General features: G+C 65.8%; 23 protein-coding genes and 1 other annotated feature. Of the genes, 11 read left to right on the top strand and 12 right to left on the bottom strand.

Annotated elements, in window-relative coordinates:
- Positions 1–2: 2 nt before the first annotated feature.
- Positions 3–923: a cysteine synthase A gene (cysK, locus tag IFT71_RS03735; protein WP_031394778.1), complete on the bottom strand. Its 921-nt coding sequence runs from the start codon at positions 921–923 to the stop codon at positions 3–5.
- Positions 920–2,272, bottom strand: a complete 1,353-nt coding sequence (locus IFT71_RS03730; protein WP_192070465.1) for an MFS transporter — start codon at positions 2,270–2,272, stop codon at positions 920–922. Before IFT71_RS03730 ends, cysK begins: the two co-directional genes overlap by 4 nt.
- 218 nt (positions 2,273–2,490) lie before the next feature.
- On the opposite strand from IFT71_RS03730, the gene pdhA reads away from it, so the two are divergent.
- Entirely contained in the window at positions 2,491–3,540 is a 1,050-nt protein-coding gene (gene pdhA / locus IFT71_RS03725) for a pyruvate dehydrogenase (acetyl-transferring) E1 component subunit alpha (RefSeq protein ID WP_031394777.1), read from the top strand.
- The gene (locus tag IFT71_RS03720; RefSeq protein ID WP_192139139.1) at positions 3,540–4,964 is read left to right on the top strand and encodes a pyruvate dehydrogenase complex E1 component subunit beta; all 1,425 of its coding nucleotides are present in this window, start codon (positions 3,540–3,542) and stop codon (positions 4,962–4,964) included. The genes pdhA and IFT71_RS03720 overlap by 1 nt, the downstream gene beginning before the upstream one ends.
- A gap of 49 nt (positions 4,965–5,013) precedes the next feature.
- Here IFT71_RS03720 and IFT71_RS03715 read toward each other — a convergent pair whose 3' ends face one another.
- Genes IFT71_RS03715 through IFT71_RS03705 form a run of 3 tightly spaced genes read right to left on the bottom strand, consistent with a single transcriptional unit; the run spans position 5,014 to position 7,963 of the window.
- Positions 5,014–5,610 carry a TadE/TadG family type IV pilus assembly protein gene (locus tag IFT71_RS03715; protein ID WP_192139138.1) on the bottom strand — a complete coding sequence of 199 codons (597 nt, stop codon included), beginning with the start codon at positions 5,608–5,610 and terminating at the stop codon, positions 5,014–5,016.
- Between the two features lie 56 nt (positions 5,611–5,666).
- Positions 5,667–6,266: a TadE/TadG family type IV pilus assembly protein gene (locus tag IFT71_RS03710; RefSeq protein WP_166747885.1), complete on the bottom strand. Its 600-nt coding sequence runs from the start codon at positions 6,264–6,266 to the stop codon at positions 5,667–5,669.
- Positions 6,263–7,963: a TadE/TadG family type IV pilus assembly protein gene (locus IFT71_RS03705; RefSeq protein WP_183935691.1), complete on the bottom strand. Its 1,701-nt coding sequence runs from the start codon at positions 7,961–7,963 to the stop codon at positions 6,263–6,265. The genes IFT71_RS03710 and IFT71_RS03705 overlap by 4 nt, the downstream gene beginning before the upstream one ends.
- Positions 7,964–8,038: 75 nt before the next feature.
- Between IFT71_RS03705 and IFT71_RS03700 the strand changes: the two genes are divergently transcribed.
- Together IFT71_RS03700 and IFT71_RS03695 are read left to right on the top strand one after the other, a co-directional pair.
- On the top strand, positions 8,039–8,749 hold the full coding sequence (locus tag IFT71_RS03700; RefSeq protein ID WP_342212585.1) for a squalene/phytoene synthase family protein: 711 nt from the start codon (positions 8,039–8,041) through the stop codon (positions 8,747–8,749).
- A gap of 79 nt (positions 8,750–8,828) precedes the next feature.
- Positions 8,829–9,308, top strand: a complete 480-nt coding sequence (locus tag IFT71_RS03695) for an EF-hand domain-containing protein (protein ID WP_192139137.1) — start codon at positions 8,829–8,831, stop codon at positions 9,306–9,308.
- On the opposite strand, the gene trmFO is transcribed toward IFT71_RS03695, so the two are convergent.
- On the bottom strand, positions 9,244–10,611 hold the full coding sequence (gene trmFO / locus IFT71_RS03690) for a methylenetetrahydrofolate--tRNA-(uracil(54)-C(5))-methyltransferase (FADH(2)-oxidizing) TrmFO (RefSeq protein ID WP_192139274.1): 1,368 nt from the start codon (positions 10,609–10,611) through the stop codon (positions 9,244–9,246). The genes IFT71_RS03695 and trmFO overlap by 65 nt on opposite strands.
- A 58-nt stretch (positions 10,612–10,669) precedes the next feature.
- Between trmFO and IFT71_RS03685 the strand changes: the two genes are divergently transcribed.
- Positions 10,670–11,101: a DUF488 domain-containing protein gene (locus tag IFT71_RS03685; RefSeq protein WP_192139136.1), complete on the top strand. Its 432-nt coding sequence runs from the start codon at positions 10,670–10,672 to the stop codon at positions 11,099–11,101.
- Positions 11,102–11,274: 173 nt separating this feature from the next.
- Positions 11,275–11,330: a sequence feature (sul1 is cis-regulatory element that is thought to sense ions involved in sulfur or methionine metabolism; They are found in Alphaproteobacteria), on the top strand.
- Between the two features lie 71 nt (positions 11,331–11,401).
- Positions 11,402–12,883, top strand: coding sequence for a SulP family inorganic anion transporter (locus IFT71_RS03680; RefSeq protein ID WP_192139135.1), 1,482 nt, complete (start codon positions 11,402–11,404; stop codon positions 12,881–12,883).
- 98 nt (positions 12,884–12,981) lie between these two features.
- Here IFT71_RS03680 and IFT71_RS03675 read toward each other — a convergent pair whose 3' ends face one another.
- The 4 genes from IFT71_RS03675 to yaaA all read right to left on the bottom strand — a co-directional run bounded on the left by IFT71_RS03675 (position 12,982) and on the right by yaaA (position 17,740).
- Positions 12,982–13,332 (bottom strand): DUF952 domain-containing protein, encoded by a 351-nt coding sequence (locus tag IFT71_RS03675; RefSeq protein ID WP_192139134.1) that lies wholly within the window; start codon positions 13,330–13,332, stop codon positions 12,982–12,984.
- Positions 13,329–16,109, bottom strand: a complete 2,781-nt coding sequence (gyrA, locus tag IFT71_RS03670) for a DNA gyrase subunit A (protein WP_107933066.1) — start codon at positions 16,107–16,109, stop codon at positions 13,329–13,331. The genes IFT71_RS03675 and gyrA overlap by 4 nt, the downstream gene beginning before the upstream one ends.
- A 198-nt stretch (positions 16,110–16,307) precedes the next feature.
- Entirely contained in the window at positions 16,308–16,994 is a 687-nt protein-coding gene (locus tag IFT71_RS03665; RefSeq protein ID WP_192070459.1) for an SDR family NAD(P)-dependent oxidoreductase, read from the bottom strand.
- A complete protein-coding gene (gene yaaA / locus IFT71_RS03660; protein ID WP_192139133.1) occupies positions 16,991–17,740 on the bottom strand; it encodes a peroxide stress protein YaaA in 750 nt (249 codons plus the stop codon). Before yaaA ends, IFT71_RS03665 begins: the two co-directional genes overlap by 4 nt.
- A gap of 163 nt (positions 17,741–17,903) precedes the next feature.
- Here yaaA and IFT71_RS03655 point away from each other — a divergent pair, with 163 nt between their 5' ends.
- A complete protein-coding gene (locus IFT71_RS03655; protein ID WP_031439911.1) occupies positions 17,904–19,196 on the top strand; it encodes a hypothetical protein in 1,293 nt (430 codons plus the stop codon).
- 100 nt (positions 19,197–19,296) lie between these two features.
- On the opposite strand, the gene IFT71_RS03650 is transcribed toward IFT71_RS03655, so the two are convergent.
- Complete coding sequence (locus tag IFT71_RS03650) at positions 19,297–19,764, bottom strand: Lrp/AsnC family transcriptional regulator (RefSeq protein ID WP_031393257.1); 468 nt, start codon at positions 19,762–19,764, stop codon at positions 19,297–19,299.
- A gap of 195 nt (positions 19,765–19,959) precedes the next feature.
- Here IFT71_RS03650 and IFT71_RS03645 point away from each other — a divergent pair, with 195 nt between their 5' ends.
- The 3 genes from IFT71_RS03645 to IFT71_RS03635 are packed head-to-tail and all read left to right on the top strand — an operon-like array spanning position 19,960 to position 23,323.
- Positions 19,960–21,777 (top strand): histidine kinase dimerization/phospho-acceptor domain-containing protein, encoded by a 1,818-nt coding sequence (locus IFT71_RS03645; RefSeq protein ID WP_342212584.1) that lies wholly within the window; start codon positions 19,960–19,962, stop codon positions 21,775–21,777.
- Positions 21,774–22,760, top strand: coding sequence for a polysaccharide deacetylase family protein (locus IFT71_RS03640; RefSeq protein ID WP_192139132.1), 987 nt, complete (start codon positions 21,774–21,776; stop codon positions 22,758–22,760). The genes IFT71_RS03645 and IFT71_RS03640 overlap by 4 nt, the downstream gene beginning before the upstream one ends.
- Positions 22,757–23,323, top strand: coding sequence for a DNA-3-methyladenine glycosylase I (locus tag IFT71_RS03635; RefSeq protein ID WP_342212583.1), 567 nt, complete (start codon positions 22,757–22,759; stop codon positions 23,321–23,323). The genes IFT71_RS03640 and IFT71_RS03635 overlap by 4 nt, the downstream gene beginning before the upstream one ends.
- A 20-nt stretch (positions 23,324–23,343) precedes the next feature.
- Here IFT71_RS03635 and IFT71_RS03630 read toward each other — a convergent pair whose 3' ends face one another.
- A complete protein-coding gene (locus IFT71_RS03630) occupies positions 23,344–23,613 on the bottom strand; it encodes a hypothetical protein (protein ID WP_031439915.1) in 270 nt (89 codons plus the stop codon).
- 131 nt (positions 23,614–23,744) lie between these two features.
- Between IFT71_RS03630 and IFT71_RS03625 the strand changes: the two genes are divergently transcribed.
- Positions 23,745–25,961, top strand: a complete 2,217-nt coding sequence (locus tag IFT71_RS03625; protein WP_192139131.1) for a ribonuclease R family protein — start codon at positions 23,745–23,747, stop codon at positions 25,959–25,961.
- Positions 25,962–26,014: the final 53 nt, after the last annotated feature.

Genomic DNA, 26,014 nt, shown 5'->3' with positions numbered 1-26,014 from the left:
CGTCACTGCTCCGGAAGGAAGTCCGGCACGGACAGATAGCGCTCGCCGGTATCATAGTTGAAGCCGAGGACGCGGACGTCGTCGGGAAGATCAGGGAGCTTCTGCAGGATCGCGGCCAGCGTCGCGCCCGAACTGATCCCGACCAGCATGCCCTCTTCGGCCGCCGATCGGCGTGCCATGTCCTTGGCGACCGCGGCATCGACCTCGATCACGCCGTCGATCGCCTGGGTGTGGAGATTGGCGGGGATGAAGCCTGCGCCGATGCCCTGGATCGGATGCGGGCCCGGCTGGCCACCGGCGATCACGGGCGAGGCGGCGGGCTCGACCGCATAGACCTTCAACTCGGGCCAGTGCGCCTTCAGCGCCTCGGCGACGCCCGTGATGTGGCCGCCGGTGCCTACGCCCGTGATGATCACGTCGATCGGCGTATCCCGGAAATCCTGGAGGATTTCCTGTGCTGTTGTACGGACATGCACGTCGATGTTCGCAGGATTTTCGAACTGCTGCGGCATCCAGGCGCCGGGCGTTTCGGCGACGCGCTCGCGCGCGCGTTCGATCGCGCCCTTCATGCCCTTCTCGCGCGGGGTCAGGTCGAAGGTCGCACCATAAGCGAGCATCAGACGCCGACGTTCGACGCTCATGCTCTCGGGCATCACGAGGATCAACTTGTAGCCCTTGACCGCTGCCACCATTGCCAGGCCGACGCCGGTGTTGCCGCTGGTCGGTTCGATGATCGTGCCGCCGGGCTTGAGGTCGCCGGCCTTTTCGGCGGCCTCGATCATCGCCAGCGCAATACGGTCCTTGATCGAACCGCCAGGATTCGACCGTTCGGATTTCACCCAGACTTCGGAATCGGGGAAGAGCTTCGACAGGCGGACATGCGGCGTGTTGCCGATCGTGTCCAGGATCGAGGAGGCTTTCATGGCTTGGCTTCTCCGTGCTGTGGTTCGGTCTCTAGGATCTCGGGGGGATCAAAGGTCTTCGCCGCCCCGAGTTCCGGGAACAGGCGCGCCCAGCCGATCGTGACGGCAATAGCACCAACCCCGCCGAACACCACTGCGCCGACGGGGCCGAGCAGCGACGCCATCACCCCGCTTTCGAATTCGCCGAGCTCGTTCGAGGCCGAGATCGTCAGCTGCGACACCGCGCTGACGCGGCCGCGCATCACGTCGGGCGTGTGCAGTTGGATCAGCGACTGGCGGACATAGACCGAGATCATGTCCGCACCGCCCGCGACGATCAGCGCGACGAGGCTGAGGACGAAGGCGGGGTGGATGGGGAACCCCGCAATCGTGCCGGGGGTGAGCCCGATCAGCTCGACGATCGGCGTCGCGACCCCGAAGGTGAGGATCGCGATACCGAACACGATCACCGCGATCAGCATCTTGACCCCGACATTGCGCGACATCGGTCGAATCGAGAACCAGATCGCGGTGACCGCGGCACCGATCCCCATGCCCGCGGCAAGCACGCCGAGCCCTTGCGACCCGACATGCAAAATATCGCGGGCATAGACGGGCAGCAGCGACGTGGCTCCCGCCAGCAAAACCGCGAACAGGTCGAGCGTGATTGTCGCGAGCACGAGCCGGTTGCGGCGGACATAGGTAAAGCCCTCGATGATCCGCGCGAGGGGGCGATGGTCGGTCTGCGCGGCGGGCTGTGCCACCGGGCCGATCAGGAACATGAACACCAGCGCGACGAGGAAGAGCAGCGTCGCCACGCCGTACGCGACCTCGGGATGGATCGCGTAGAGCAGCCCGCCGACGCTCGGGCCTGCGATCGTTCCGACCTGCCACGCGATCGAACTGATCGCGATCGCGGTGGGGAGCACAGCCCGGGGCACGAGATTGGGCGCGAGCGCCGAATAAGCCGGGCCGGAAAAGGCGCGCGCGACGCCGAAGGCGACCGCGGCGGCGAACAGCGCGCCGAGCGTGAGATGGCCGGACCATGTCAGCAGCCAGAGCGTCGCGGCGGTGAGCACCAGCAGCGTGGTCGTGCCGCGGACGATCCAGCGCCGGTCGAAGCTGTCCGCGACGAGCCCGGTGATCGGGGTCAGCAGGAACAGCGGCACGAACTGCGCAAAGCCGATCATCCCGAGCATGAACGCCGCCTGGCGGATGTCCATCGTTTCGCGCGCCAGGTTGTAGACCTGCCAGCCGATGACGATCGACATCGCGCTCACCGCGATCGTGCCGGCGAACCGCGACAGCCAATAGGCGCGAAAATTGGCGATCCGGAAGGGATGCTGATGCGGGTCGATCGTCGGGTTCATTGTCCCGGGCTTTAGGGGGTCGGGCGCGGGAAGGGCAACCGGAGCTTTGCTTGGGGCGGGGATAGGGGCGGGGGCCACAGCCCGCGTGTCGGGCGCGACGGATCGAGGTTCGCGGGACAGTCGCAAAATCGCATACCCCAGACGGGAATTGATGTTCGGCCCCGTCCGCGCCTATAGGCTGCGGCAACTCCCCTACGGAAAACGAGGTTTCCCACATCGTGGCCAAAGCCCCCCCAGCACGTGCAATCGCCGAGCCCCCGATCACCAACCGTGAACGGCCGGCCGAACCCAAGCCCTATGAGGCCAGCAAGGACGAGCTGCTCGCCTTCTACAAGCAGATGCTGCTGATCCGGCGTTTCGAGGAAAAGGCGGGCCAGCTTTACGGTCTCGGCCTGATCGGCGGCTTCTGCCACCTGTACATCGGCCAGGAAGCCGTCGCAGTCGGCCTGCAGTCCGCGCTCGACGGCGAGACCGATTCGGTCATCACCGGCTATCGCGACCACGGCCACATGCTCGCCTACGGGATCGACCCGAAGGTTATCATGGCCGAGCTGACCGGGCGCGGCTCGGGCATCTCGAAGGGCAAGGGCGGGTCGATGCACATGTTCTCGACCGAGCATAAATTTTACGGCGGGCACGGCATCGTCGGTGCTCAGGTGTCGCTGGGCACCGGCCTCGCGTTCAAGCATAAATATTCGAACGACGGCGGCATCTGCATGGCCTATTTCGGCGACGGCGCCGCGAACCAGGGCCAGGTGTATGAGAGCTTCAACATGGCCGAGCTGTGGAAGCTCCCGATCATCTTCGTGATCGAGAACAACCAGTACGCCATGGGCACGAGCGTCAATCGCGCCTCGGCCGAGGACCAGCTTTATCGCCGCGGCGAATCGTTCCGCATTCCCGGCATCCAGGTCGACGGCATGGACGTGCTGGCGTGCCGCGGGGCCGCCGAAGAGGCGATCGCCTGGGTCCGCGCGGGCAAGGGCCCGGTCATCCTCGAAATGAAGACCTATCGCTATCGTGGCCACTCGATGTCCGATCCGGCAAAATACCGTACGCGTGACGAGGTCCAGGCGGTCCGCGACAAGTCCGACCCGATCGATCACATCAAGAAGCTGCTCGACGAGCAGGGCGTGACCGAGGCGGACCTGAAGTCCATCGAACAAGAGATCAGGAAGACCGTGAACGAAGCCGCCGATTTCGCCGAGCAGACCCCCGAACCGGATGTCGCCGAGCTCTACACCGACGTTCTGGTGGAGTCGTACTGATGGCGATCGAGATCAAGATGCCCGCGCTCTCCCCAACGATGGAAGAGGGTACGCTCGCGAAGTGGCTCGTCAAGGAAGGCGATAGCGTCAAGTCCGGCGACATCATGGCCGAGATCGAGACCGACAAGGCGACGATGGAGTTCGAGGCGGTCGACGAAGGCACGATCGGCAAGATCATGGTCGCCGAAGGTACCGATAATGTGAAGGTCGGCACCGTCATCGCGACGCTGCTCGAAGAGGGCGAAAGCGCCGACAGCGCGCCGACCGAAACGCGCGCGGGCGAAGCTGCCAACGCCGCGCCGAAGGAAACGCCGTCCGACGACAAGGCGCCGCCGGTGCCCGAAGGCGCGTCGCCCGCCAAGGCGGAGAGCGGTACGCAGCAGCTCGTCGCGTCGGCCGAGAAGGTCGGCAAGGCGGACCCCGCGATTCCGGAAGGCACCGAGATGGTCAAGACGACCGTGCGCGAGGCGCTGCGCGATGCGATGGCCGAGGAAATGCGCGAGGACGACCGCGTCTTCGTGATGGGCGAGGAAGTCGCGCAGTATCAGGGCGCGTACAAGGTCACGCAGGGGCTGCTCGACGAGTTCGGCGAGCGTCGCGTGATCGACACGCCGATCACCGAATACGGCTTTGCCGGCATCGGTGCAGGCGCGGCGATGGGTGGCCTCCGCCCGATCGTCGAGTTCATGACCTTCAACTTCGCGTTGCAGGCGATCGATCACATCATCAACTCGGCGGCCAAGACCAACTACATGTCGGGCGGCCAGATGCGTTGCCCGATCGTGTTCCGCGGTCCCAACGGTGCCGCGTCGCGCGTGGGTGCGCAGCATTCGCACAACTTCGCGGCCTGGTATGCGAGCGTCCCCGGCCTGATCGTGATCGCGCCCTATGATGCTGCGGATGCCAAGGGCCTGCTGAAGGCGGCGATCCGTACCGACGATCCGGTCGTGTTCCTCGAGAACGAGCTGATGTACGGCCGCAGCTTCGACGTCCCCAAGCTCGACGACCACGTCCTGCCGATCGGCAAGGCGCGCATCGTACGCGAGGGCAAGGACGTGACGATCGTCAGCTACTCGATCGGTGTGGGCATCAGCCTCGAAGCCGCCGAGAAGCTCGCCGAGGAGGGGATCGACGCGGAGGTCATCGACCTGCGCACGCTGCGCCCGCTCGACACCGACACGATGCTGAAAAGCCTCGCCAAGACCAACCGCATGATCATCGTCGAGGAAAACTGGGCAACCTGCTCGATCGCGTCCGAGATCGTGTCGGTGGTGATGGAGCACGGCTTCGACGACCTCGACGCGCCAGTGCTGCGCGTGACCAACGAAGACGTGCCGATGCCCTATGCGGCGAACCTCGAAAAGCTGATGCTGGTCGATGTCGCCAAGGTCGTCGATGCGGCGAAGAAGGTGACGTACCGGTAATCAGTGAGCTGTTGCTGATCGCTCCGACCGGGTGCACCGGTCGGAGCGATCATGCTGCGTAGGTCGAGCACAAGCTCGGCGTTACTCCCGCAACGGCGGCTAAAGTCTGATCGTTGCGTTCTCGCACATTGTACACCGCTTCGGCGCGCAGGACCGGAGCGCCGAAAAATCGCTGCGAGACGAGCGGCTGATATTTGTAGGTCACCTCGATGAAGATCAGCGCGGTTCCGGGGGCCGCCGCAATCTTGCGACTGGCCAGTCCCATATATTGCAGGCTTGCATCGGCCTTGCCCTTGTCCTGCAGGCCATAAGCCGGCTGCGAGGCACTGGTGTTCAGCGCCCCCGTGCACCGCTGCCAGCGGATCCACTGCCCCGCCTTCGTGCCAGTCTGACCATTGGGTTCGACGCTCGAGATCACGACGCGGCCGTTATCGGCAAAGTCGATATCGGTCCCTAGCAACTTCGGGCTGAGCAGGACCTCGTTGACATCGGCCTCGTTGATCGAGTCCCGCACGCGGGCGACGTTGTCGGACGCAGTCGTGGCGATCTGGTTGACGCGCATCTTGGCAATCGACATGTGCGTCAGTTCGGCGCCGGCGAGGCCCAGCGTCAAAAGGAACGGCGCAACGATCGCAAATTCGATCATCGCGAGTCCGCGCGTGTCCGCGAGAACCCCTGGCCTTGCGGTGCGGTCCGTCCTCGTCATGGCTTGGTACATACGACCGTCGGTGCCGCACGCGAGGTGAAGGGCTGGTTACGTACCAGCGTCGTTTCCGTAACTGTCCGGGTGCGCGTCCAGCCCATCAGCGGTCCGACCGGCGTCAGATTGGGGTATCTCACCGTCGCTGTGTAGAAGATGACGTCGTCCGCGCTACCGACACCGTCATCGCCCGGCGTTGCGTCGTAAATGCCATTGTTGTTCGCATCTTCGAAACAGTCCCCGAGATTGAACGTGCCGCGCGGGTCCGTGTCCGACGTGATCTTCTCGGGCTTGCCGACATTCGAGAAGTTGTAATAGCGGCGCGTCGACACGGTGACATATTCTGCCGGGACGACGGCGCGGACTTCGGCCTTGATCGTTGCGCTCACGTTGGCCGCGGTCGTGTTGCCGACCGTGGTCAGCCGTGATGCCTTTGCGAGCGCGCCCTGTACCATGGCCTCGACATAATTCTGATACCCGACCTCCAGGATCATCATCAGCAACCCGATCAGTAACGGTACGATCAGGGCGAATTCGACGATCGTTGCGCCCGCGACATCTGCCGCAATGCGCCGCCTTGCCGGTGCTAATCGCGCGATCACTGGCTCACCCGTAGCGATCCAACCTTGGTACCGATTTCCTTGAACTTCTGGATGAGCGCGGCGGAGGTGGTGATGCCTGACGCCATGGAAGGCTGTGTCGCGCAATCCCGCATGTCGTTGGTCAGCGTGGTCGAAAACGCAATGACGTACAGCTGGATACCCTGCGCCCTGGCAGCATTGCAGGCCATGCGAAATCGCTGGAGATGGCGCGACAGCTGCGCTGCGGCGAGCTGGGTGGTATTACCCGTCGTCGTTCCCAGCACGCGCTTGTCGCGCTCCTCCGCGCCATAGGTCGTATAGACGTCCAGGTATGGCGACAGGTCGCCGTCGGTCATGAAGATCATGAACTTCCTGACCGAGAAGCCGCGAAGCTTTCTCGGATTGTCGGGATCGCTCTGATTGTTCGTTTCGGGCGTTGCCGATGCGAAGATGCCGTCCGACGAGATAAACCGGGCGCCCCATATCATGCCGATATCATGATAGGTGCCGCCAAGCGGTTGCAGATCATTAAGGTATTTCATGAAGCCAGCCTTGTCGCCGTAATATTCCTTCAGGCGGCTGGCCTCGCTGGCGCAGTATTTCGGGTCGGTATAGATGGCGCGCCGGTCGGGATCGAATTCCGTCTCGGGCCACCACGGCGCCCAACGGCTGGCGTCCGAGTTCGGCAACCGGTTGATGTCGAGGTCCCACGCGTCCGACGGTGCCGTCGTCAGCGATCCGCCGTCGATCGTCGTGTTGTTGGTCTGGCGCTCCTCGATGCATCCGGCCCATTTCGATGTCGCCGTACTGGGCGATCCGCCAGGCGTCGGTACCGATGCGCCCGTCTTGAACGTCGCGGTGTTCAGCGTCGCCTGCTGGTAGGTCCAGTAGTTCGAGCAGACCCCCCAATAGCTTGAATAGCTGCCGTCATACGCGTTGCACCAGTTCAGCGAGCTGTAGACAGGTCCGCCGGTCCGGGCCCGCGTCTGATAGGGTGCGCTGTTGCGGATATAGCTCGCATCCTTGGCATAGACGAGCCTGCCGACATTGACCGTCGCATTATAGGGTACAAAGCCATAGCGAAGCCTGAGGTTGTTGTTGTGCAGCTGGTTCTGCGCTGACTCCAGGGTGTCGTAGAGGGACTCGGACGCGTCGCGCAGCGCCTGCATTTTCGATCCTGATTGTTCGATCTCGCCGCAGGCGTCATTGGGACGGCTCGTCGGGCAGTTCATCGATCCCGACATGTCGAGGACGAGCACGACGTCCGTGCCGACGAAATCCTGCGTCGCCGCGCAGGTGATCGACAGGGGTAAGGTGTTGAACCCGAAGATTTTCATCACGGTGGTCGGTATCGCGGTCGTCGCGGTGATCCGGACGGTACCAACGGCGGGAACGGTGACCACGGGAGTGAACGGGGTCGTGTCGAAGGCCCCGCTGGGGAAGTTGAAGTTAAAATAGTTTCTGGCTTCGGTTTCGACGTCGCTCGTCAGCGTCGGGCCCGCCAGCAGGCGCCGCGCCGCCAGCGAGCCCGCGTCGCAGGCCTGCTGCAGCCGGTCACGCGCGACATAGGCGCGTGACATGTCCAGCCCGGACCCGACCATCGCCAGCAGCGGCATGATCGCGAAGGCGACGATCACCAACGTGTTGCCTTTGACGTTCCGCCGCAGACGCGCGAGGAACGTCAGCGCTGCAAATTTCGGGGCAATCGTCTTGGCCATGAATGTCCCACTGGATCTTGATCGCGCACCCATGCCCGGCAATCCGGTAAGCCCGGCTCAAGAGATATGGTTAACGTGAGCGGGGGGCGTGCCCTGCGACGCGTTCGCAGCTATGGCAGCGCGATGGTCGATCCTGCCAACTTACCCAATCCCGAGCGCGCGCTTGCCCTGAGCTATGCGCCGGCCTCGACCCGGCCCGGGCTCGAGGCGCTGTTCGCGCTCGACACGGCGCTCGGCACGATCCTCAAGACGACGCGCGAGCCGATCGTCGGGCAGATGCGGCTGACCTGGTGGTATGAGGCGCTCGGCCGGCTCGATACGGCGCCGCCGCCGGCCGAGCCCGTGTTGCAGGCGCTCGCACGCCATGTCGTGCCGCAGGTCGGCGGCGCCACGCTCGCGACGATCGCCGAGGGGTGGGAGGCGCTGCTCGAAACGCCGCTCGACGATGCAGCGGTCGAACGCTTTGCCCGCCTGCGTGGCGGGCAGCTGTTCGCGGCGGCGGCATGTTTGCTGGCGGTGTCGGACGATCGCATCGCGGCGGCGGGCGAGGGATGGGCACTGGCAGATCTGTCGCTGCGGCTGTCGGATCCGCAACGCGCGGCAGGCGTGGCCGCGATGGCGCGCGGGCGGCTCGATACGGCGCTCCACGGCCGCTGGCCACGACGCGCACGATCGCTCGGCGCACTCGCACTGCTGGCGCGGGCCGATCTTGCGGCGCCGGAGCAACCGGCCGGCAGCCCGAAGCGGGTCGGCCGTCTGCTGCTGCACAGACTGGTCGGATACTGACCGGTTCGTTTGAGATCGGCGCGCTGCGGGACTAGCCTTGCGCCTGGACAGGGACGTCCGGGGGTGGGGGAGACCGGGGATGTGGCGATACCTGACGGGCGGCGCGGCGCTGATCGCGCTGATCGGTGCGGCAATACTGGGCTTTGGCGGCAAGGTGCGATCCGGGCCAGTGCTGGCGCCACAACCGACCGCGCAGGCGCAGACCCAGACCCAGGCGGACGGCGGGACCGACCCCTTGCCGCCCACGGCGCCGCGCGCAACCGATGCAACGCGCGAACAGCGGCGATTTCAGCGGTATGACAAGGATCGCGACGGCGCGGTGACGCGCGACGAATATCTGGTCGCGCGGCGGAAGGCCTATACGAAGCTCGACGTCGATGGTGACGGGCGGCTGTCGTTCGACGAATGGGCGGTCAAGGCGACAACCAAGTTCGCCGGTGCGGATGCGGACAAATCGGGCGCGATGACCGCGCCCGAATTTGCCACCACCGCGGTCAGGCGGAAGCCGTCGTCTCGGGCTGCCTGTCCGCCGGTTCCGCCGTCGTCTGAGGAGAGTTGAGCCACGCCGCCAGCGCCGCGCGGCCGCGATCGGTATACATCCGCTTGCGATCGGTCTTCTTGGTGCGGCCGGGAATCGGCGGGAACAGCCCGAAATTGACGTTCATCGGCTGATAGGTCTCGGCCTCGGCCCCACCGGTGATGTGGCCGAGCAGAGCGCCGAGTGCGGTCGCAAAGGGCGGCGGCGTCAGCGTCTGGCCGGTCAGTTCGGCGGCGGCGAACCGGCCCGCGAGCAGGCCGATGCCGCAGCTTTCGATATAGCCCTCGCAGCCCGTGATCTGCCCGGCGAAGCGGATGTTCGGCCGCGATTTCAGCCTCAGCGTCGCGTCGAGCAGCTCGGGCGATCGGATGAAGGTGTTGCGGTGCAGACCACCCAGCCGCGCGAACTCCGCATTCTGCAGGCCGGGGATCGTGCGGAACAGCCGGACCTGATCGGCATGCTTCAGCTTGGTCTGGAAGCCGACGATGTTCCACAGCGTGCCCTGCGCATTGTCCTGGCGCAGCTGGACGACGGCGTGCGGCCAGCGCCCGGTCTTGGGATTGTCGAGCCCGACGGGCTTCATCGGCCCGTAGCGCAGCGTGTCGACGCCGCGCTCCGCCATCACCTCGATCGGCATGCAGCCGTCGAAATAGGGCGTGTCCTTCTCCCAGTCCTTGAACGGCGTTTTCTCGCCGTCGACCAGGCCCTGATGGAAGGCGAGATACTGGTCCTTGTCCATCGGGCAGTTGATGTAGTCCTTGCCCTCGCCCTTGTCCCAGCGCGAGGCGAACCAAGCCGTCTCCATGTCGATCGAGTCGCGGTGGACGATCGGCGCCAGCGCATCGAAAAAGGCGAGCGCCTCGCGGCCGGTCTCGGCGCCGATCCCGGCCGCGAGCGAGGCGGCGGTGAGAGGGCCGGTGGCGATGATCGTCGGGCCGTCGGGCAGCGCGTCGATACGTTCGCGGACGAGCGTGATGTTCGGATGCTGGTCGATCGCCTCCGTCACGCTGTTCGAGAAATTGTCGCGGTCGACCGCGAGCGCGGAGCCGGCGGGGACGCGGTGGATATCGGCCTGACGCATGATCAGCGAGCCGAGCGTGCGGAGTTCCTGATGGAGCAGGCCGACCGCGTTGCTCTCCGCATCGTCGGATCTAAAACTGTTCGAGCAGACGAGTTCGGCGAGGCCGTCGGTCTGGTGCGCGGGCGTGGCTTCGCCGCTGCCGCGCATTTCGGAGAGGCGGACCTTGAGGCCGGCTTCGGCGAGCTGCCAGGCGGCTTCGGATCCGGCGAGTCCGCCGCCGATAACATGGATGTCGTGGGTCATTCCCGCCAGATAGCGCCGGACGCTTGCCGTGTCAGCGGTCCAATCCCACTTCGTCGTCATGAAGATCTTCACGATCGGCTATGAAGCCACCACGATGACGGACTTTCTCGCGGCGCTGACGCAGGCCGGGGTCGAGCGGGTGATCGACGTCCGCGCGCTGCCGCTGTCGCGTCGGCCGGGCTTCTCGAAGACGTCGCTTGCGGCGTCGTTGCGCGAAGCCGGGATCGATTATGCGCATCTGAAAGCGCTGGGGACGCCGAAGCGCGGGCGCGATGCGGCCAAGAAGGGTGACGTCGCGACGCTGACCGCGGTGTATGACGAACAACTCGAACTGCCCGAGGCGCAGGCACAGGCGGCGATCATGCTCGCGCTCGCAGCGGAGAAGCCGAGCGCGCTGCTGTGTTACGAGCGCGACCCCTGCCATTGCCACCGGACCCTGCTGTTGCAGGCGGTGGGCGAGGGGGCCGAGGTGGTGGACCTGTTTACGTGATTTTCGACGGGCTTGACCCTCCGTCATCCTGACGAAAGTCGGGATCCAGAGCCACGAACGGTGAACTTCAGTAACTCTGGATCCTGACTTTCGTCAGGATGACGGGGTTGTGGAGGAAGAGTGGCAGACCGTGTTGCAATGCAGCACCGTATCCGCTAGCAGGCCCGCATTCGCTTGGACCCGGTGCAATTCCGGGTGGCTATTCCGGCCGCCGATCCGCCGGACAACGCAACGACGCCATTGTGAACACCCGCGACCGAAAGCGTCGCCGCGGTTCGTGCGTCCTATGCGGACACATCCATGACAATTTCTGCTTTTTCTCGTTACTGCGCCGAGTGGTATAGCGGCCCGACGGCCGCGCGGCGTGACATTCTCGCCGGCATGGTCGGCACCTTCGCGCTGATCCCCGAGGTGATCGCCTTTTCCTTCGTCGCCGGCATCGATCCCGAAGTTGGCCTGTTCGCTTCGTTCGTGATCGGCATCGTCATCGCCTTTGCGGGCGGGCGCCCCGCGATGATCTCCGGCGCGGCGGGGTCGGTCGCGCTGGTCGCCGCCGCGCTCGTTCATGCGCACGGACTTCAATATCTCCTCGTCGCGACTATCCTCGCGGGCATGCTGCAGATCGCGTTCGGGCTCGCCAAGCTCGATGTGCTGATGCGCTTCGTCTCGCGCTCGGTCCATGCGGGCTTCGTCAACGCGCTCGCGATCCTGATCTTCTCGGCGCAGGTGCCGCAGATGGTGGGGGTCAGCTGGCAGGCCTATGCGATGATCGCGGGCGGGCTTGCGATAATCTACCTCGTGCCGCGGATCTCGAGTGCGATTCCGTCGCCGCTGATCTGCATCGTCGTGCTGACCGCAATCGCGATGTGGTTTCCAATGCCGCTGAAGACGGTCGGCGATCTCGGGCGGCTGCCCGATTCGCTGCCGTCGTTCGGCTTGCCCGATGTGCCGCTCAGCTGGGATACGCTGCGCATCGTCGCCCCCTATGCGCTTGCGATGGCGGCGGTTGGGCTGCTCGAATCGATGATGACCGCCAATGTCGTCGACGAGATGACCGAGACGCGCAGCTCGAAGGCGCGCGAATGCACCGGGCTCGGGCTTGCCAACATCGCCGCGGGCGCGTTCGGCGGGATCGCCGGGTGCGGGATGATCGGCCAGACGGTCGGCAATGTCCGCTATGGCGGCACCGGACGGCTGTCGACGATGGTCGCGGGCGTGTTCCTGCTCGTGGTGATGGTGCCGTTGCGTCCCTGGGTCGCACAGGTGCCGGTCGCGGCGTTGGTTGCGATCATGATCATGGTGTCGATCAGCACCTTTTCCTGGGGATCGCTGCGCGATCTGGTGCGACATCCCAAGGTGTCGAGCGTCGTGATGCTGGCGACCGTCGTTGTCACCGTCGCGACCCACGATCTGTCGCTCGGCGTCGGGGTCGGCGTGCTGCTGAGCGGTGTGTTCTTCGCGTGGAAGGTCACGCGGATGATGGATGTCGTGGTCGATTACGATGCGGCGAGCGATACGCGCATCTACAGCGTGACGGGGCAGGTGTTCTTTGCCAGCGCGGATATCTTCGCGGACCGGTTCGACCTGCGTGAGGAGGCCAAGCATGTGCGGATCGACCTGACGGGCGCGCATCTCTGGGATGTGACCGCGGTCGGCGTGCTCGACGATGTGGTCGCCAAGTTGCGGCGGCATGGTGCGGTGGTCGAGGTCGTCGGGCTGAACCAGGCGAGCGCGGTGCTGGTCGACCGGCATGCACCGTTGATGCGCGATCTGGCGGCGTGATCGGGTAGCGGGGGCGGATAAACGACGGTCGTCGTTGCCGCCCCCTCCGTCAGGCTCTGCCTGCCACCTCCCCCGGGCGGGGAAGGATGGTCAGGGCTTCAGCCGGCTACGGGCAGCTTAACCTGGCCGGCATCGTCGCGTTCGAGCGGGCCGTAGGACAGCACCGTCTCGAGCAGGAGCGGGCCGTTATAGATGTGCGGGAAGAGCTGGCCGCCGCGCGACTCTTCCCACGTCACGTCGTCGCCGATCGCTTCAAGATCGACTGCGGCGACGTACAGGTCGGACTGGCCGGCGAAATGCTTGTCGACCGTCTCGGTCAACTGCGCCGCGGTCGAGAGATGGATATACCCATCCGCCAGATCGACCGGCGCGCCGGCGAAGCTGCCGCTTTCCAGCGACGCCAGCTGCTCGCCCGTCAGCACCTTGTAGGCGATAGGGTCGCGGCTCATTCGCCGTCCCCCTGGCCTTCGGTCGGATCGCCCGCCGCCGTGTCCTCGCCGATCGTCGCGCCGGTATCGGGCGCCAGCTCTGGCGTTGCGTCGGCCAGGTTCACTTCGGCGTCTTCCTCGGTCTCCTCGATCCGCGCGGCCGAGACCACATGCTCGCCCTTGGCCACGTCGAACAGCTTCACGCCAGCCGAATTACGGCTGATGACGCGCAGCGACGCGAGCGTTGTGCGGATCAGCTTGGCCTGGTTGGTCACCAGCATCAGCTGATGGCCCTTGGCGGCGGCAAAGCTCGCCACGACCGGACCGTTACGGCCGATATTGTCGATGTTGGTGATACCCTGACCACCACGCCCCGTGCGACGATAGTCGTACGCGCTCGACAGCTTGCCATAGCCGTTCTCGCAGACCGTCAGGATGAACTGTTCGCGGTCCTTGAGATCATTGTAGCGCTCGTCGCCCATTCCGTGATCGCCCTCGCGCTCGCCCTTCCAGGGGGCGAACTTCAGGTACGTCTCGCGCTCTTCGGGCGTCGCGCCGACACGGTGGAGGACTGACAGCGAGATGACCTCGTCGTCGCCCTTCAGCGTCACGCCGCGCACGCCGGTCGAGGTGCGGCTCTGGAACTCGCGGACGTCGTCGCCGGCAAAGCGGATCGCTTTTCCGAGCCGCGTCGCGAGCAGGACATCGTCATGCTCGGTGAGCAGCGCGACGCCGATCAGCTTGTCCTCGGAGCCTTCTTCGAAACGCATCGCGATCTTGCCGTTCGACGGCACGTTGGTGAACGCGTCCATCGCGTTGCGGCGCACCAGCCCGCGCTGCGTCGCGAACATCACGTGCAGACGGCTCCACTCGCTCAGATCCTCGGGCAACGGGAGCACGGTCGAGATCGTCTCGCCCGGCGCCAGCGGTAACAGGTTGATCATCGGCCGGCCACGCGTGGCTGGGCCACCCTCGGGCAGGCGCCAGACCTTGTAGCGATAGACCTTGCCGAGGTTCGAGAAGAACAGCACCGGCGTGTGCGTCGACGTGACGAACAGCTCGGTGACGACGTCTTCGTCCTTGGTCGACATGCCCGCGCGGCCCTTGCCGCCGCGTGCCTGTGCGCGGAACGTGTCGAGGCTGGTGCGCTTGATATAGCCCTGCATGGTCACGGTGACGACCATGTCCTCGCGCTCGATCAGATCCTCGTCGTCGATGCCGTTGGCGGCGGCGGCGATCTCGGAGCGGCGCGGCGTGGCGAATTCGTCGCGGATCGCGATCAGCTCGCCGCGCATCACTTCGTACAGCTTGGCGCGATCGGCGAGGATGTGGAGCAGCTCGGCGATCGAGGCCGCGAGCGTCTTCAGTTCGTCGCCGATCTCGTCGCGGCCCAGCGCGGTGAGGCGGTGGAGACGGAGGTCGAGGATCGCGCGGACCTGCGGCTCGGACAGCTTGTAGATGCCTTCCTGCTGCTTGTCCTCGACCGCCTCGACGAGCGCGATGTACGGCGCGATCTCTGCGACCGGCCATTCGCGCGCGAGCAGCTTGCCGCGTGCTTCGGCGGGGCTCGACGATCCGCGGATGATGCGGACGACTTCGTCGAGATTGGTGACCGCGATGACGAGGCCGAGCAACAGGTGCGCGCGCTCGCGGGCCTTGGCGAGCTCGAACTTCGAGCGGCGGGTGATGACCTGCTCGCGGAAGGTGATGAACGCGCCGATGATGTCGCGCAGGTTCAGCAGCTCGGGGCGGCCGCCGCGGATCGCGAGCATGTTGGCGGGGAAGCTCGACTGCGCAGGCGTGTGCCGCCAGAGCTGGTTGAGCACGACGTCAGGGGTCGCGTCGCGCTTCAGGTCGATGACGATGCGCACGCCCATGCGGCTCGATTCGTCGCGAATGTCGCTGACGCCCTCGATGCGCTTGTCCTTGGCGGCTTCGGCGATCTTCTCGACCAGGCCGTTCTTGCCGGTCTGGAACGGGATTTCGGTCAGGACGATCGAACGGCGATCACCCTTGCCCTCTTCGACGACGTGGCGCGAACGGACGATGATCGAGCCGCGGCCGGTCTCGTAGGCGGACTTGGCGCCCGCACGGCCGAGGATGATCGCGCCGGTCGGGAAATCGGGACCGGGGACGATCTCGAACAGTTCCTCGGTCGTGATCGCGCCATTGTCCATGTAGGCGAGGCACGCGGCGATCACTTCGCCGAGATTGTGCGGCGGGATGTTGGTCGCCATGCCGACCGCGATGCCGCCGGCGCCATTGACGAGCAAATTGGGGAAGCGCGCCGGCAGCACCGACGGCTCGCGCTCCGACCCGTCATAGTTGGGCGTGAAGTCGACCGTATCCTTGTCGAGATCGCCGAGCAGCGCGTTGGCGACCTTGCCGAGGCGGGCCTCGGTGTAGCGCATCGCTGCGGGCGGATCGGGATCCATCGAGCCGAAGTTGCCCTGACCATCGATCAGCGGCACGCGCATCGACCAGTCCTGGGTCATGCGGGCCAAGGCGTCGTAGATCGAGCTGTCGCCGTGCGGGTGATATTTACCCATCACGTCACCGACGATACGCGCCGACTTGCGATAGGGCTTGCCCGCGACGAAGCCGCTCTCGTGCGCGCCATAAAGGATGCGGCGATGAACGGGTTTCAGGCCGTCGCGGACGTCGGGGAGCGCGCGCGCGACGATCACGCTCATCGCATAGTCGAGATAGCTCGACTTCATCTCGTCGACGATCGAGATGGTGGCAATGCCGGCTGGCTCGCCGCCGGTGGGTTCGGCGAGCATGGTCTCGTCGGTCAAATCTGAAGGCTTTCGGCTTGTTTCGGTACGATGACACACCTTAGCCGAGGGGGGACCACCTTACTACCCCCGCGCACGCGTACGCGCGGGGAGAGGAGAGGTTTCATCGGTATGTGCGAGCGGTTGCCGGTTGTCGGCACGATGCGTTTTACCAGCTTTCGCCGGGGTGACGGACTTCAGGGCGGGCGAAGGCCCGGGTCAGGGGGTAATCTCGACCCCGTCCCAGGCGAACAACTTCCCGCTGTCGGGCGCGCGGAGGCCGTCGATCACGTCGAGCAGCTGGACCGCCGCCCGGTCCGGCTTGAACAGCGTGCCGGGCGTCACATTGCCCTGGAACGGCTGCGACAGGCCGGTGTCGACCGTGCCCGGATGAAGCCCGACGACGATGCCGCTCGAATTGCGCCGCTTGTCCTCGATCGCAATCGTCCGGACGAGCTGGTTGAGCGCCGCCTTCGACGCGCGATAGCCGTACCAGCCGCCGAGCTTGTTGTCGCCGATGCTCCCGACCCGCGCCGAGAGGACCGCGAACACGATCCGCCCCGCCTTGGGCATCGTCGGCAGGAAATGCTTGGCGACCAAAGCGGGACCGATCGCGTTGATCGCGAAGTTGCGCGCCATCCATGCCGGATCGAGATCGCGCATCGCCTTTTCAGGCCCCTTGTCGCCCGCATGGAGCAGGCCCGTCGCTACGATCACGAGCGTCGGCGATCCGACCTTCGTTGCAGCCGCGACAATGCTCGCTTCATCCTCCAGGTCCAGATGGCGATCACCATCGGCCGACCGCGAGAAGCCGTGGACGGCATCGAATGTGCCCTCGTCGCGCAGCGCCTCTTCCAGCGCTTTGCCGATCCCGCCCGAGGCGCCGATGACGACAGCGCTGCTCATCGGCGAACGAACCGCCACTGCGCGTCGGTACTGCCAGCCGCGTCATAGGCATACCCGTCGGTGTCGAAGCCCTTCATCCCCTCGATATCGTCGATGCGGTGCTCGAGCATCCAGCGCGCCGCCATCCCGCGCGCCTTTTTGGCGTGGAAGCTGACGAATTTCTGGGCCTCCCCCTCGCGGAAATCGAACGCGACGACGCGGATCCCGGCAGGCAGCTTGCCATCGGCTGCCGCCCAATATTCCTGGCTGGCGAGGTTGAGGATCGTCCCGGAGCCTTCGGCCTCGACGTCTTCGGCCAGAAGCTTTGCGATCCGGTCGCGCCACCAGTCGGTCAGCTTCTTCTGACGGGGCGCCCAGCGCGTCCCCATTTCGAGCCGATAGGGGCGCATCGCGTCGAGCGGACGGAGCAGGCCGTAAAGCCCGGAAAGCATACGCAGATGATCTTGCGCATAGTCCACCGCCGCCTCGTCGAGCGTCTTCGCATCGAGCCCGGTATAGACGTCGCCCGCGAACGCAAACATCGCAGGGCGTTCGGGCAGCGTGTCGAAATCGCCGAACCGGTCGGCGTTGAGCTTCGCGAGCGCCGGCGAGATGTGCATCAGCTCGCTCAGCCGCTTCTGCGTCAGATGCGCCGCCGCATGCGCCAGCGTCGTCGCCTCGTCGGCGAAGCGAGGCTGTGTCGGCGTGACGGGGGGCAGGGCGGTCTCATAGTCGAGCGTCTTGGCGGGCGAGAGGACGGCGATCATGCGGGTCACCTAGCCGTGCAACCCGGCGCGTTCAATCGGCGTTCAGTGCGCGGGACACATAAGGCGTGTCTTCACCCTGATTCCCGCTGCTTGCTTGAACGCAATCGGCCACACCCATATAGCGTCGCGCCAAGTCGCAGATACGCACGAGGAGAGTTCCCGCATGAAGACCATTTCGAAACTCGCACTGGCCGCGGTGCTCGCCACCGGGGTGAGCGGCATGGCACTTAGCGTTCCGGCCATGGCCAAGGACAAGAAGGAAGAGGCCAAGGGCGGTCTCAAGCTGAGCCCCGAGGTCCTGAAGGCTGCGCAGGTCGCACAGCCCGCGATCGCGGCGAAGGATTTCGCCACCGCAGAGCCCGCGCTCGCGCAGATCGACGCAGCCGCGAAGACCGACGACGACAAATATATCGGCGCCGCGCTGCGCTATGATCTGGAACAGCAGAAGCTGGCCGCCGCACAGGCCGCCAACCCCAATGCTCCGATCAACGAGACGGTTCTGGCGGGGCCGCTCGACGTGCTGATCGCCAATCCGAGCACGCCTGCCGACATGCGCGGGCGCTATACCTATCGTCGTGGCGCGCTCGCGTTCAACGGCAAGCAGTATCCGGTCGCGATCCAGTATTTCCAGAAGGCCAAGGCGCTCGGCTTCACCGATCCCAACCTCGACCTCCAGATCGTCAAGGCGAAGATGGAAAGCGGCGACGTGAAGAGCGGCCTCGCCGATCTCGATGCGTCGGTGACGGCATCGACCGCGGCCGGCCAGAAGGCACCCGAGGATTTCTATCGCTATGCGATCAGCAAGGCCAATGCCGCCAAGCTGAAGCCCGAGACCTTTGCCTGGTTGCAGAAATACGCGGTCGCCTATCCGTCGCCCAAGACGTGGCGCGACGTGATCGTGACGTTCGGTCTCCAGCAGAACGGCGTTGTCACGCTCGACGAGACGCAGAAGATCGACCTGTTCCGGCTGATGCGCCAGACCAAGTCGCTCGCCGATCAGAACGACTATCTTGAATATGCGGACAGCGTGAACCGTCGCGGTCTGCCGAGCGAAGCGCAGGCCGTGCTCAAGGAAGGCATGGCTGCGGGCAAGATCCCTGCGACCAACACCATGGCGAAGACCCTGCTGGCGGATACCGGCACGGCGATCCGCAATGACGGCCCCCTGTCCGGGCTCGAGAAGAAGGCTGCGAGCAACGCCGATGGCAAGCTGGCTGCCGGCACCGCTGATGCCTATCTGGGTCAGGACAATTACGCCAAGGCGATCGAACTCTATCGCCTCGCGCTCAGCAAGGGCGGCGTGAATGCCGATGACGTCAACCTGCATCTCGGCATCGCGCAGGCGAAGTCGGGCGACAAGGCTGGTGCGGCGACCTCGTTCGCAGCGGTGAAGACCACGCCGCGTCTGGAGACGGCGCAGCTCTGGACGGCCTGGATGAACGCTCCCGCCGCCTGAGCGGGTGGCAGAAATGGAAAAGGGGGCGGCAGCGATGCCGTCCCCTTTTTTTGTGCCCCGCGTCGGAGGGGGCGCCGCGGATGCGGCGTTGAGCTTGAGTCTAGTCGAGCGTGACGGGAATGCCCGACAGCGCCTTGGCGGTGCGGATCGTCAGCGAGGTCTTCACGCTGGCGACATTGGGGGCAGGGGTCAGGTGCGTGGTCAGGATTTCCTGGAAGCTCTTCAGGTCGGCGGCGACGATCTTCAAGATGAAGTCGATCTCGCCGTTGAGCATGTGGCATTCGCGGATCTCGGGAATGTCGGCGATGTGCGTTTCGAACGCGGCCAGGTCGTGCTCGGCCTGGCTGCGCAAACTGACCATCGCGAAGACGGTGATCGGGAAGCCAAGGCGGCCGGCGTCGAGATCGGCGTGATAGCCGCGGATCGCGCCCGCTTCTTCCAGCGCACGGACGCGGCGCAGGCACGGCGGCGCGGTCAGTCCGACCTGGTCTGCTAGGTCGACATTGGTCATCCGACCGTCAGCCTGCAGAAGCGACAGGATCTGACGATCGATCCGGTCAAAACTCATTACGTGTAACTCCCATGAAACGCGTCAAACACGGCGATCGACCCTCCATAGCGATAAGATTGTTGCGGCGAAACGCAATTGTCCCACATCGCCACGGCATAACCATGCACGCCAATTCTGTTGTTCCTTCCAAGGCCGCGTCGGGGTATGACACCTTGATGACGCAGGCGGTGCAGCGTCCATTCGGGGAACTCCGTGCGCTTCGACGACAGCCTGAAGACCGTGCTATCTGCCGACATGGCCACGGATTTCGGTGCTCAATCGGCGTGGCGTCAGATGGTCGACCTGATCGGACGCGGGCGTAGCCCGGCCGATGCTGAGTCGCTGGAACGGTTGGAGGCGCTTCGCAAGCTGATCCCCGACACGGTTCGCGCGGCAAGCGCACGCGCGCTGGCGTTCGCGAAGCCCGATGTCGCACTGGTAGGGTTTTTTGCCGAAGACACCTTGGCGATCGCCGCCCCCGTGTTGCGGACCGCGATGCTGCCGGCGGATGACTGGCTTGCTCTGCTGCCTCAGCTGACCCCGGCGGGCCGATCCGTTCTGCGGCATCGGAAAGATCTGCCCGAGCCCGTCTGCCGCGGTCTTGAGAGTTTCGGATCAACCGATTTCGTCCTCGCGCATCATCCGGCGCCGTCCGAGGCTGCTCCCGCGATCAACCCCGGTGCAGAGGTGCAGCTTTCTGTCGATGACGTGGTGCCCGCACCTGCCGTCGAGGCTCCAGCGGAATCACCGTCGTGTCCGACCATGCCGCGCACCGCGTCGCCCTTTGTCACGCTCGGCGCGATTACGCGCGGTCTGCCAGTCGTGGCCGAAGCGCTGCGTCACGCGGCGGTACCGGCGACCGACGCCGCGCCCGAGCCCGTCGCGAAGCCCGAGCGGTTCGAGATTTCGGACCTCGTCAAACGAATCGACGCGTTCAATCGCGACCGGATCGTGCCTGAGGCGACGGACTTTGCCGCGGAGGTTGCCGACAGCTTCCGCTACGAAACCGATCCGACGGGCGTGATCCGCTGGGTCGACGGCGTGTCGCGCACGGCGCTGGTTGGCGCCTCGCTGGCCTATGCCGCCGTTCAGGGTGAGGTTCAGATCGACGGAGTCGCGGCAGGCGCCTACCGGCGGCGCTCCGCCTTCGACGCGGCGCGGCTCCAGATCGGCGGTTTGTCGAGCGCTGCCGGTGCATGGCGTATTTCGGGTGTCCCGGCCTTCGATCCCGCATCGGGGCGGTTTACCGGGTTTCGCGGCACCGCCCGCCGGCCGCGGCGCGACGAGGTTGCGTCGCTCGGTGAGCCGTTGGCCGCGCCCAAGTCGCCGGTTTCCGATTCGTTGCGGCAACTGGTGCACGAACTGCGCACGCCGACCAATGCGATTGCGGGCTTCGCCGAACTGATCGAGACCGAATTGCTCGGCCCGGTCCCTGCAACCTATCGCGAACGCGCGGCGATGATCCGGAGCCAGGCGTCCGAACTGCTGGCCGCGATCGAGGATCTGGATACCGCGGCACGGATCGAAGGCGATGCGCTCGAGCTGCGCCCGACGATCGTGCCCGTCCTGCCGTTGCTCGACGGCGTGGTGCGTGACCTCGCACCGCTAGCGGCGTTGCGCGGCGCCCAGGTCGTCATCGATCCGTCGGCGGCCCATTGCGACATCGCCGGTGACGACCTTGCGGTCGAACGGCTGGTGGGGCGCCTGCTGGCGACCCTCGTATCGGCCTGCAGCGCGGACGAGATGCTGATGGTCGCGGTCCTGTGCTGCGGCGATACGGTGGCGCTGCGCTTCGATCGGCCTCGTGCGATGGCGGTGCACGACACGAACATCCTGCTGAGCATCGACAACGACCGCGGTCACGAGCGCGATGGTGCCCCGTTGCTGGGCACCGGATTTGCGCTGCGGCTGGCGCAGAATTTTGCGGTCGAACTGGGTGGGCACATGGCGTTCGAGTCCGAACACATCATCCTCACGCTACCCGCCGTCGCGGCCGAACGGATGGAGCGCGTTCTCGACCGGTTTCGGTGAACGACGCGCGGTACAGGCTGGCTTCACCGCCGGAGCCCATCGTCTGGCGTCCGGGTTTCGGACCGCGCTACACGCTGTTCGTCGATGTCGAGGAGCAGTTCGACTGGAATGCGCCGTTTGAGCGCTCGGGACATTCGACAAGTGCAATGGCGGCATTCCCCGAGGCGCATGCGCGGTTCCGCGAGCAGGGCGTCGCGCTGACCTGTCTGGTCGATTATCCGATCGTCGACGACCCCGCCGCCGTCGAGATCCTGCGCGACGTCGTTGCCGATGGCCGGTCTGAGATCGGCGCGCAGCTGCACCCCTGGGTCAACCCGCCCTTTGGTGAGCCGCTGACCCCGGCGATGAGCTTTGCGGGCAATCTTCCCGAAGGCCTCGAAGCCGCGAAGCTCCGCTTTCTCACCGATGCGATCGCCACGGCGTTCGGTCGACGCCCGCGCGCGTATCGCGCCGGTCGCTACGGGGTCGGCCGGGACACGTTCGCGACGCTTACGGCGCTCGGCTATCGCCTCGATAGCTCTGTCCGGCCCGGCTATGACTATTCGGCCGAGGGCGGGCCCGACTTTTCGTCGAGTGACCCGCGTCCCTGCCGCCGGGGCGCGCTGCTCAGCGTGCCGTTGTCGACGCTGTATGTCGGCGCGCTGCGTGGTCGTGGCGCGGCACTGTACCGGACACTCGGGCGGGTGCCCTATGCGCGCGGTGTCGCGTCGCGGCTGGGGCTGTTGTCGCGGGTTGCGTTGACGCCGGAGGACATGCCGATCGGCGCCGCGCTGGAGGCGGTGACGATCGCGGTGGGCGAGGGGGTCGAACTGCTCAACTTCGCGTTCCATTCGCCGTCGCTCGTCCCCGGCAATACGCCCTATGTCCGCGACGCCGCCGATCTGCGCACGTTCCATGACTGGTGGTCGGCAATGCTGACCCGGCTCGACCGGCTGGGTGTGCGCAATGCGTCGCTTGACGAAATCCTGGAGAATGCCCTGTGACGACGTCCCCTTCGCGCTGTGGCTGGGCGGGGCATGATCCGCTGATGTGCGCCTATCACGACACCGACTGGGGCGTTCCCGAACGCGACGGACGCGCGCTCTGGGAAAAGCTGATGCTCGACGGTTTCCAGGCGGGACTTGCCTGGATAACCGTGTTGCGCAAGCGCGAGGCGTTTCGCGCCGCCTTTGCCGGGTTCGACCCGGAACAGGTTGCGCGCTTCGACGAGGCGGACATCGCCCGGCTTATGGGAAACGCCGGCATCATCCGGTCGCGGGCCAAGATCGAGTCGACGATCGGCGGCGCGCGCGCGGTCCTCGCGATGCGCGAGGCGGGTCTGGATTTCGCGACCTATTGCTGGTCGTTTACCGATGGCGCGGTATTGCTCGGCGACGGTGCCAAGCTGGTGACGCAATCGCCGCTATCAGCCCAAATCGCGGCCGATCTCAAGAGTCGTGGGTTCAAGTTCGTCGGTCCGACGATCGTCTATGCCTGGATGCAGGCGGTCGGGATCGTCAATGATCACGAAAGCACGTGCTTCCGTCGCGCGGAGCTCGGCGGCTAGGACGCGACAGGTCGGCGTGGTCAGAACGCGCGACGGTGCTTTCCGCCATAGCGACGGCCGATATAGTCGCCGATATGCGCGACCTCGATCGCCGCTTCGCGCACCGCGCCGTTCTGGCAAGGCATCGGGTCGCTGGCCGGTTCGGCGGCGCGGCGCTGGACCGTGGCGCAAAGCTCCTCGATGTCGGCGCGCGACAGGATGTTCTTCTCGCGCAACAGGCAGATCAGGCTTTGCAGGATGACGAGGTTCTTGTCCTCAGGATCGGCTTCGAGCCGTAGCGGCGTCGTCACTGTCTCTCTCCTTATGTTTATCCGGAGATGATATGCTCATGAGGTTCAGGCGCAAGGATTGATTTTCGCCGTGTTGCAAAGGCTTGCCGGTAACGGGTGACGCATCGCCCTACGCACCCTATCTGGTGGGGATGTACAAACCGAAAGCCGGTCTTCCGACCCGCCAGCAGATCCTGGACTTCATCGCGTCGTCGGACGTCCCAGCGGGTAAACGCGAAATCGCCAAGGGCTTCGGCCTGAGTGCGCAGGACAAGATTGGACTGAAGGCGTTGCTGAAGGACATGGCGGACGAGGGGCTGATCGACAGCGCCCCCGGCCGTGCGTTCCACAAGATGGGCGGCGTGCCCAAGGTCACCGTGCTGCGGATCGCCGATGTCGACGATGCGGGCAATGTCTGGGCGGTCCCCGAGCGCTGGGAGGCCGAGGGCGTGCCACCGCCGCGGCTGCGCGTACGCGAACGCAAGCGCGGCGCGCTGGGGGTCGGCGAGCGGATCCTCGCGCGGACCGAGGAGGCCGGCAATGGCTGGACCGCGCATCCGATGAAGGTGCTCGCGCCCGCGTCCGAACAGGTGCTCGGCGTGCTGCGCGAGGAGGCGGGGCGGCTGTGGCTGACCGGCGTCGACAAGCGCGAGCGGCGTGAGTTCGCGGTTGCCGATGCCGGCGGCGCCGCGCCGGGCGATCTGGTGCTGGCCGAACTGGCGGGCAAGCCGCCGCGGATCGCCGCGCGGGTCGTCAACAAGCTGGGCGACCCGTTCGCCGCGCGCAGTTTCTCGCTGATCGCGATCCACAAGCACGGCATCCCCGACGTCTTCGCGGTCGAGGCGATCGACGAGGCCAAGCGCGTCGCACAACTCCCGCTCGGCGACGACCGCGAGGATCTGCGCCACCTGCCGATCGTCGCGATCGACCCGGAAGATGCGCGCGATCACGACGACGCGGTCTGGGCGCAGGCGGACGAGGATCCGGCCAATGCCGGCGGCTGGAAGGCGATCGTCGCGATCGCCGATGTCAGCTTCTACGTGCGGCCGAAGTCGGAGATCGACCGCGAGGCGCGACGTCGTGGCAATTCGGTCTATTTCCCCGACCGCGTCGTGCCGATGCTGCCCGAGATCCTGTCGGCGGACGTCTGTTCGCTGAAGGAAGGCGAGGATCGCGCCGCGCTCGCCTGTCACCTGGTGATCGGCAAGGACGGGTCGCTCAAGTCGTGGCGCTTCACCCGCGCGGTGGTGCGGATCGCGGCGAACCTCGCTTATGAGGAGGCGCAGGCGGCGATCGACGGTACGCTGGCGCTCGACATGACGGAGACGGTGCTGAAGCCCCTCTGGGGATGCTGGGCGTCGCTGGCGAAGGCCCGCGATGCGCGCGCGCCGCTCGACCTCGACCTGCCCGAGCGGCGGGTGGTGCTCGACGAGAAGGGGCGGATCATGTCGGTCGCACCGCGCGAGCGGCTCGATGCGCACCGGCTGATCGAGGACTACATGATCGCGGCCAACGTCGCCGCGGCCAAGGCGCTCGAGGGCAAGAAGGCGCCGGTCATGTACCGCGATCACGAGCCGCCTAGCCGCGAGAAGCTGGCAGCGCTGAAGGATTATCTCGGGACGTTCGGGGTGCCGTTCGCGCTGGGGCAGGTCATCCGGCCAGCGACGTTCAACCATGTGCTCGAGCGGATCGGCGACGCCGACTTCCGGCCGCAGGTGATGGAGCAGGTGCTGCGCACGCAGACCCAGGCCTATTACAGCCCCGCCAATCACGGGCATTTCGGGCTGGGGCTTGGCAGTTACGCGCATTTCACCTCGCCGATCCGCCGTTATGCCGATCTGATCGTGCATCGATCGCTGGTTGCGGCGTACGGCGTGGGGGCAGGCGGATTGCCCGCCGAAGATGCGGCCGGGATGGAGGCGATCGGCGAGACGATCAGCCGACTTGAACGCCGCGCGATGGAGGCCGAGCGCGATACGATCGACCGCTATGTCGCCTCGTTCCTCTCCGAACGCGTCGGCCAGATCATGGAAGTGCGGATCACCGGCGTCACCAATTTCGGATTCTTCGCGACCGTCGAGGGAATCGGCGGCGACGGGCTGATGCCGGTGCGCGACCTTGGCGGCGAATATTTCCGTTTCGACGAAGCGGCGCGGACGCTGGTCGGCGAGGACAGCGGCGACGTCTATGCGCAGGGGCAGATGCTCGACCTCAAGCTCGCCGAGGCGAACCCGGTATCGGGCGCGCTGCGCTTCGAAATGCCCGAGGGGAAGGGGGCTGCGGGACCGGCACGCGCGCGCAAGCCGGGCCGCGAGATCAAGCGGCGCGGGCGTCCGGCGAACATCCGGCACCAGGGAAAGCGACGCTGATTGTGATCCCCGTTGCCACGGATGATGCGGAAGCTTTGGCATAAGCCCGGCGA

The sequence above is a fragment of the Sphingomonas sp. CFBP 13733 genome (assembly GCF_014841795.1).
Classification (GTDB): domain Bacteria; phylum Pseudomonadota; class Alphaproteobacteria; order Sphingomonadales; family Sphingomonadaceae; genus Sphingomonas; species Sphingomonas aerolata.
This window is presented reverse-complemented; position numbering and strand designations above follow the sequence as displayed.